Source organism: Pseudoalteromonas rubra, assembly GCF_000967655.1.
In the GTDB taxonomy this organism is placed as follows: domain Bacteria; phylum Pseudomonadota; class Gammaproteobacteria; order Enterobacterales; family Alteromonadaceae; genus Pseudoalteromonas; species Pseudoalteromonas rubra_A.
Map to the genome: position 1 here is coordinate 1 of NZ_JXYA01000080.1, position 6,374 is coordinate 6,374.

At 52.8% G+C, this 6,374-nt stretch carries 4 protein-coding genes; 2 read left to right on the forward strand and 2 right to left on the reverse strand.

From position 1 onward, the window contains the following. Both TW77_RS23140 and TW77_RS23145 read right to left on the reverse strand, forming a co-directional pair. Positions 1 to 261: Hsp20 family protein (locus TW77_RS23140; protein ID WP_046007336.1), on the reverse strand; the 261-nt coding region annotated here is incomplete at its 3' end. Positions 262 to 1,559: 1,298 nt separating this feature from the next. Next, a complete protein-coding gene (locus TW77_RS23145) occupies positions 1,560 to 2,810 on the reverse strand; it encodes a hypothetical protein (RefSeq protein ID WP_046007337.1) in 1,251 nt (416 codons plus the stop codon). A 157-nt stretch (positions 2,811 to 2,967) separates the two neighbouring features. On the opposite strand from TW77_RS23145, the gene TW77_RS24545 reads away from it, so the two are divergent. After that, complete coding sequence (locus TW77_RS24545) at positions 2,968 to 5,859, forward strand: tetratricopeptide repeat protein (protein WP_052713335.1); 2,892 nt, start codon at positions 2,968 to 2,970, stop codon at positions 5,857 to 5,859. 5 nt (positions 5,860 to 5,864) lie between these two features. Next, entirely contained in the window at positions 5,865 to 6,269 is a 405-nt protein-coding gene (locus TW77_RS23155) for a hypothetical protein (protein ID WP_052713336.1), read from the forward strand. Positions 6,270 to 6,374 lie beyond the last annotated feature (105 nt).

Consider the following 6,374-nt stretch of genomic DNA (forward strand, 5'->3'; position numbering starts at 1 on the left):
ACGGTCGGTTTTGTCTTCTTTATTCTGCTTCTCGCCTTTCACGGTCAGCGTGTTATTTTCCGACTCAAGCGATAACTCCTGCTCCGTAAAGCCGGCCACCGCCATGGTAATTTGGTACTTGTCTTCAGCTAACGCTTCGATGTTGTAAGGCGGGTAGCTGGGTTGCTTCTCGCTGCTACGTTGCGCCGCATCCATCATAGATGCAAGGTGATCGAAACCGATGAATGAACGATAAAGGGGTGATAAATCTACTGTACGCATAATCATATCCTCATAAAGCGATAATTAAGCCATTTACTCTTTGCAATAAACCAGTAAATAGCGGGTTTTTAACTCTAACATTACTTGAATAAAGACTTTTAAAACAAAGTCTTAGTTTGGTTTTGGACCCTTCCGGCGTCCTCACAAATCTATCTATGGCCGGGGCCAATGCTTTTCAAGCAAGTTTTTTGAAAAAAGTTTTGGGTTTATTTTATATCATTGATTATAAGAGGTTTTTATTTTTTCTTTGAACTCCTAAGCGGCACCTGAGTTGCTTCCATTTGTGCTAAAGATACACACACCACCGTCACCCCGGCCAGCGAGCCGGGTCTGCTTAAAAGCAACGCGAATGCTTAGGGTGGTGCAGGCGTAAAGCAGGGCCGGCTCGCCCATCCGGGGCTCACGTCCACTGACAAAAGGCGATACTTAATCGTATGAGTAAAGTACGTCCCTGTAGTTACGTCCATCGCGCATCTCGACAATATGCTCCTGCATTGTTCTACTTCCCTACGTCCATGTAGGTCCATGCGCTCACCTCCTCATGCGGGGGCGCCGAGCCTGCGACGATACTTAATCGTCGGTCTTTCGTCGTCCATCCAGGGCTCGCGCCAAGCCACGCTGCGGTGATAATTAATCACCGGTCGTGTTGAGTGTGGAGTAAAGTACGTCCCTGTAGTGCAGGTCCGGCTCGCCCGTCCGGGGCTCACGTCCACTGACAAAAGGCGATACTTAATCGATCAGGCTGGAGTAAAGTACGTCCCTGTAGTGTAGGTCCGGCTCGCCCGTCCGGGGCTCGCGCCAAGCCACGCTGCGGTGATAATTAATCACCGGTCGTGTTGAGTGTGGAGTAAAGTACGTCCCTGTAGTGCAGGTCCGGCTCGCCCGTCCGGGGCTCGCGTCCACTGACAAAAGGCGATACTTAATCGATCAGGCTGGGAGTAAAGTACGTCCCTGTAGTGCAGGTCTGGCTCGACATCCATGTCTCGCGCCAAGTCACGCTGCGGTGATAATTAATCACCGGTCGTGTTAAGTGCGGAGTAAAGTACGTCCCTGTAGCGCAGGTCCGGCTCGACATCCATGTCTCGCGTCCACTGACAAAAGGCGATACTTAATCGCTCGAGCTGGGAGTAAAGTACATCCCTGTAGTGCAGGTCCGGCTCGACATCCATGTCTCGCGCCAAGTCACGCTGCGGTGATAATTAATCACCGGTCGTGTTAAGTGCGGAGTAAAGTACGTCCCTGTAGTGCAGGTCCGGCTCGCCCATCCGGGGCTCGCGTCCACTGACAAAAGGCGATACTTAATCGCCTTTTGTAGTGGACCCCCAAACATTTGTGCGGGATTTTAGGCCTGCGCCTGTGCTGGCGTCCGGGGTGATGAACAGCTGGCTTGGGCGGGCTGTTGGGTCTTGCCAGTTGTGATAGAGCGGGATCAGGCGCTCTTTGATCATATTTTCCAGCGAATGATTTACAAACAGGTTGTTACCCGGGAAAGCCGGGAATTCGACTTCGTTTTCATCGTGGCGCAGCGCGGAGGACGAAATGGGATCATAGTCGGTGCGGAAGTTGATCACATTACGCAGTCGCATGGTGTTGGCAAAATAGCGGGCATAGGCGTCGATGATCTTTGTGCCGGGCGAGGCAAAAACCCGGGTTTGAATGCCTGTACGCACGCCGGAGTCGACTGCGGTATAACCGCCCAGGCTGTGGCCAGTTAAAACTACATTATGGCTGGTTGACGCTTCGGGTACCTGATAACCGGGTGCAACAGATGCCTGATTGGCTGGATACTGCTCCAAAATGCGCTGGCAAAACTCAAAGGCGGTGCGCTGCCAGGCGATGTCGGTTTCGGCCAGGTTGGCAAAAAACAGTTTAAAGTCTTCGTACAGGTCGCCGGTGTTAAACGGGTTGGTGCCCTTGTAGGCAATGATCACTTCTTCTTCCAGGCCTTCAGAGGCAATGGCGGGTACTTTAACGGCAAAGGCATAGACGCCGTCTACATTCAGTAAAGTATCTATGATCTCAAGCTTACCGTTGGTAAGCATTAACTTCTGGTAAAGCGGATCATCATTGTAGGCAAAGGTGCCACCGGGTTCCAGACTGTACGCATAGGCTGAGGCAAACGCATAGCGCAGTACCTTGTTGTAGGCTATCACATCCAGACTGGTGCTGATCTCTTTGGCCTGCGCTGGGGTCAGTATGGGGTATTCCCATCCGACACTGCGGTCGGAGGCAAAAAAGCTGATGTTATTGCTGTACTGCGGGCCAAATTGCTGCGCCAGCGTTACCCGGCTCAGCTCTTCGAGGGTGGCCAGTGCCTGGGCATCGCTAACCTCAACGCCGTTAATTTTTTCTACCACAAAATAGTTGCCATAAATGGCGGTGAGCGCGTTATCGTGCCAGTGTCCCTGTAACTTGGCATAGTCATCGCCTGCCAGCATCCAGTTTTTCTTTATCAGTTGAGAGCGTGGTACAAAGCCCGTGTGTATGCCGTAGCTTTGCACAAAGGTGGTGTCTTGTTTGGTGGTTTGTGGGGTTGAGTCCAGCATCATTATCCTCCCGGATTGTGGTTTCCGAGAGCAAGTATGGAACACAATACACGGTTCGCCAGTTACACGAACTTACAGCGCTGGGTAAAAATTTAACCCTTGCCTGAGCTGCACTGCTGAAATAGGATGAAAAAGTAAGCATTAACCAGGGAGAGTGGATATGGCCGAGCGTAGCGTGTCAGTGCAGGGCTGTGCCAATCAGAGCATTATTATTACCGGCGACCATAATCAGGTGGGAGACGCGGCGCAATTTCACATTCCGCTGGTGCGCCATCATGCCCCTGCCCGGCGGCGTCGAGGTCCGCAAACACCACCCAATGTGCTGGATATTCTCAGCGCGCACAACAAAGCATTGAACTTGCTGGGCCGTGAGCGCGAGCTTTCGATGCTCCATGAATGGTTAAATGACAATACAGATATTTCCGTCTTTGCCATCACCGCCTCCGCGGGCAGTGGCAAAACCCGCCTGGCCATTGAACTGTGCAAGCAGGCAGAGCTGCAAACGGGCTGGGCAGCTGGCTTTGTACGTAGCGACGATCTGGAACAGCTGGCACATGCCTTTAAATTTGCCCAGGCTAACTGGTCCCACTCTTTATTGCTGGTGGTTGATTACGCCGGGGCTAATGCTCAGGCACTGGCGCAGTGGCTAGATGGCCTGTCTCAGCTTGACGACCTGGCCGATGGTATCCGGGTGCGTATCTTACTGCTGGAGCGCGAAGCCAGCAAAGAGGCTGGCTGGTGGCACACGCTAACAGGCTCCGCTTTAGGCTGCGACCAGGCGCGGCTTGATCTGTTTACTCAGTTTGAGCCCTATGCGCTGGCCGGTCTGAGTGATATCCCAGTACGGCGAGCAGTATTGTGTGCTGCACTGAATGAAGCGCAAGCGCTGGTGTCGCCCCCACAAGACAGTGTAATCCCCGAGCCAGGTGAACAACCCGACTTTGATACTGCGCTGGCCGACCCGCAGTTTGGTAATCCACTGGCGCTGGTTATGGCCGGTATTCTGTGCCGGGACATGTCGCCGCGCGCAGCCTTATCATTACATTATCTGGCTGCGGCCGAAAAACTGGCGCAGCGAGAAATCGACCGCTTTTACAAGTGTTTTGGCGAAGGGGGCGATGCCACTAAGCTGGCCCATTGTTTGTGTTTTCATTTACTGTGTGGCGGGCTCCATATTGCCGATATGCGCCAGACGCTCAGCGCCGAGCTGATCGCCATGGGCTGGAATAGTCCAAGCTTGGATAAAGAGTTACCGGCCTTGCAGCAGGCGTTTCCGCCAGCGGAAGACGCGGGCAAAACAACCAGACTTTCAACCACGCAGCCCGATCTCATCGCCGAGGCCATGTGTATACAGCTTTTACATAGTGACAGAGAGCGAAGCTTAAAAGCGCCCGACATCCTGGCTCGTACCCTTGAATATGGTCAGGAACAGGCAGCCGCTACGCTGGTTCGCCTGTTACAGGATTTTGCCTGCCCGGTCAGCCAGCCAACCGCTCAGCAGGCCCAGTTGTTACAATGGGCAGAGCAGCTGGTTGATGATAGTCGACACAATTTGGAGCTGGTAGAGTTGCTTGATGATGCTATGCCACAAAGCTCTATCGCTCTGGCAGAATTAGCCTGTAAATTAGCCACCATTTCGTATCAGCAAGATCTGGTTCTTGCCGAGCAGCAGGCCAGTGAGATCGTGCTATCCAGATTGGCCATGTCGCTGAATACGCTTGCAAACCGACAAAGCAACTTGGGTCAACGTGAAGCCGCACTGACCACAGCACTAGAAGCTGTTGAACAATGCAGAGCGTTGACTCAGGCCCGCCCCGATGCCTATTCGGGCCATTTGGCTATTGCTCTAAATAATCTTTCTAATCGTCAAAGCGCTTTGGGTAAGCACGAAGCTGCCCTGTCCAGTGCACTGGAAGCCGTTGAATACTTCAAAGCACTCACTCAGGCTAATCCTAGTGCTTTCTTATCCAGCCTGGCAGCAGCTCTGAACACTCTCGCTAATCGGCAAAGTAGGCTAGGCCATCGCGAAGCAGCCCTGAACAGCGCACAAGAAGCTGTCGAACTAAGAAGAAGGCTGGCTCAGGACCATCCCGGTGTCTATTTGCCAAACCTAGCGGCTTCACTGAATAATCTTGCTATCCGGCAAAGCGAGCTGGAACAGCATGAAGCGGCGTTGGGCACAGCGCTGGAAGCTGTTGAACTAAGGAGAAAACTAGCCCAGGCTTACCCTGATACCTATTTGCCCAACCTAGCCACGGCTCTGAATAACCTTGCTAGTCGGCAAAGCGCGTTGGGCCTGCACGAAGCGGCCCTGACCACCGCAATGGAAGCCGTTGAACACTGCAGAGCACTCGCTCAGGTGAGCCCCGATGCCTTTTTGCCCAATCTAGCCGCTGTACTGAATAATCTTGCTAACCTGCAAAGCGAGTCTGGCCAGTGCGAAGCTGCACTGGCCTCCGCAAAGGAAGCTGTTGAATTACGTAGAGTGCTAACTCAGACGAGTCCCGATGCCTTTTTGCCTGACCTGGCCATGTCACTCAACAATCTTGCTAGCCGATACAGCGAGCAGGGCGAGCACGAAGCGGCCCTAAACACTTTGCGGGAAGCCGTTAAACACTTCAGTTTGTTGGTTCAAACGAGTCCTGATGTTTATTTGTCTGACCTGACCATGTCACTGAATAACCTCGCACTCTTACAAAGCGAGCTAGGTCAGTACGAAGCCGCCCTAAACACTTCGCGGGAAGCCGTTGAACACTTCAGTTCGTTGGTTCAAACGAGTCCCGATATTTATTCGACTGACCTAGCCATGTCACTGAATAACCTTGCAGTCTTACAAAGCGAATTAGGTCAGCACGAAGCCGCGGTGGCTAGTTCGCAGGAGGCTGTACAGCTATTTTCTCCCTACTTTCTTAGATGGCCAGAGGCGCATGGATCGAGGGTAAGAGTGATGCTAAGCAACTACCTTGATTATTGCGAGGCAGCAGGGCAAGAGACGGATAGTGAGCTGATAGACCCAATTACCGAAAAACTTAATGAATCAGAACAGGAGTAACTCCCATGTCAGACAGAACAATACAGGTGGGTGGCAACGCCAATGGCGCGGTGTTAAACACTGGCGACTATAACCAGATTGTGGCCACACCAAAAATCACTGTGCCTGAGCCTCAGGCGGTGGATATTCAGCAGGCGCTGAGTGAGTTAACCACAGCGCTGGGCGAGCTTAGTACGCAGCAGCCGCGCAAGCTGAATAATGCGCTGGAAGAGGCACAAGAGGAAGTTGAACAGGCGGAGCCTGATAAGGCTGAGGTGGCCGAGTCGCTTACCCGCGCGGCAAAAATTGCCAAAGAGGCCGAGAGCTTTGCCAGCCATAGTGAAAAGCTGGTCGAGCGTTTTACCCCGGTGCTGGGGTGGTTGGGCCCACATGCGACTAGAGTGGCCGAAGCACTGGGCGTGGCTATTTAATCTGTTTGCTATGGCACACAAAAAAGCCGCCCTTTCGGGCGGCGGGTGGGAATTCAACAATGTAATACAAGGAAAAAGGGAGTGAGTGTTTTATTTGCTCTCTAG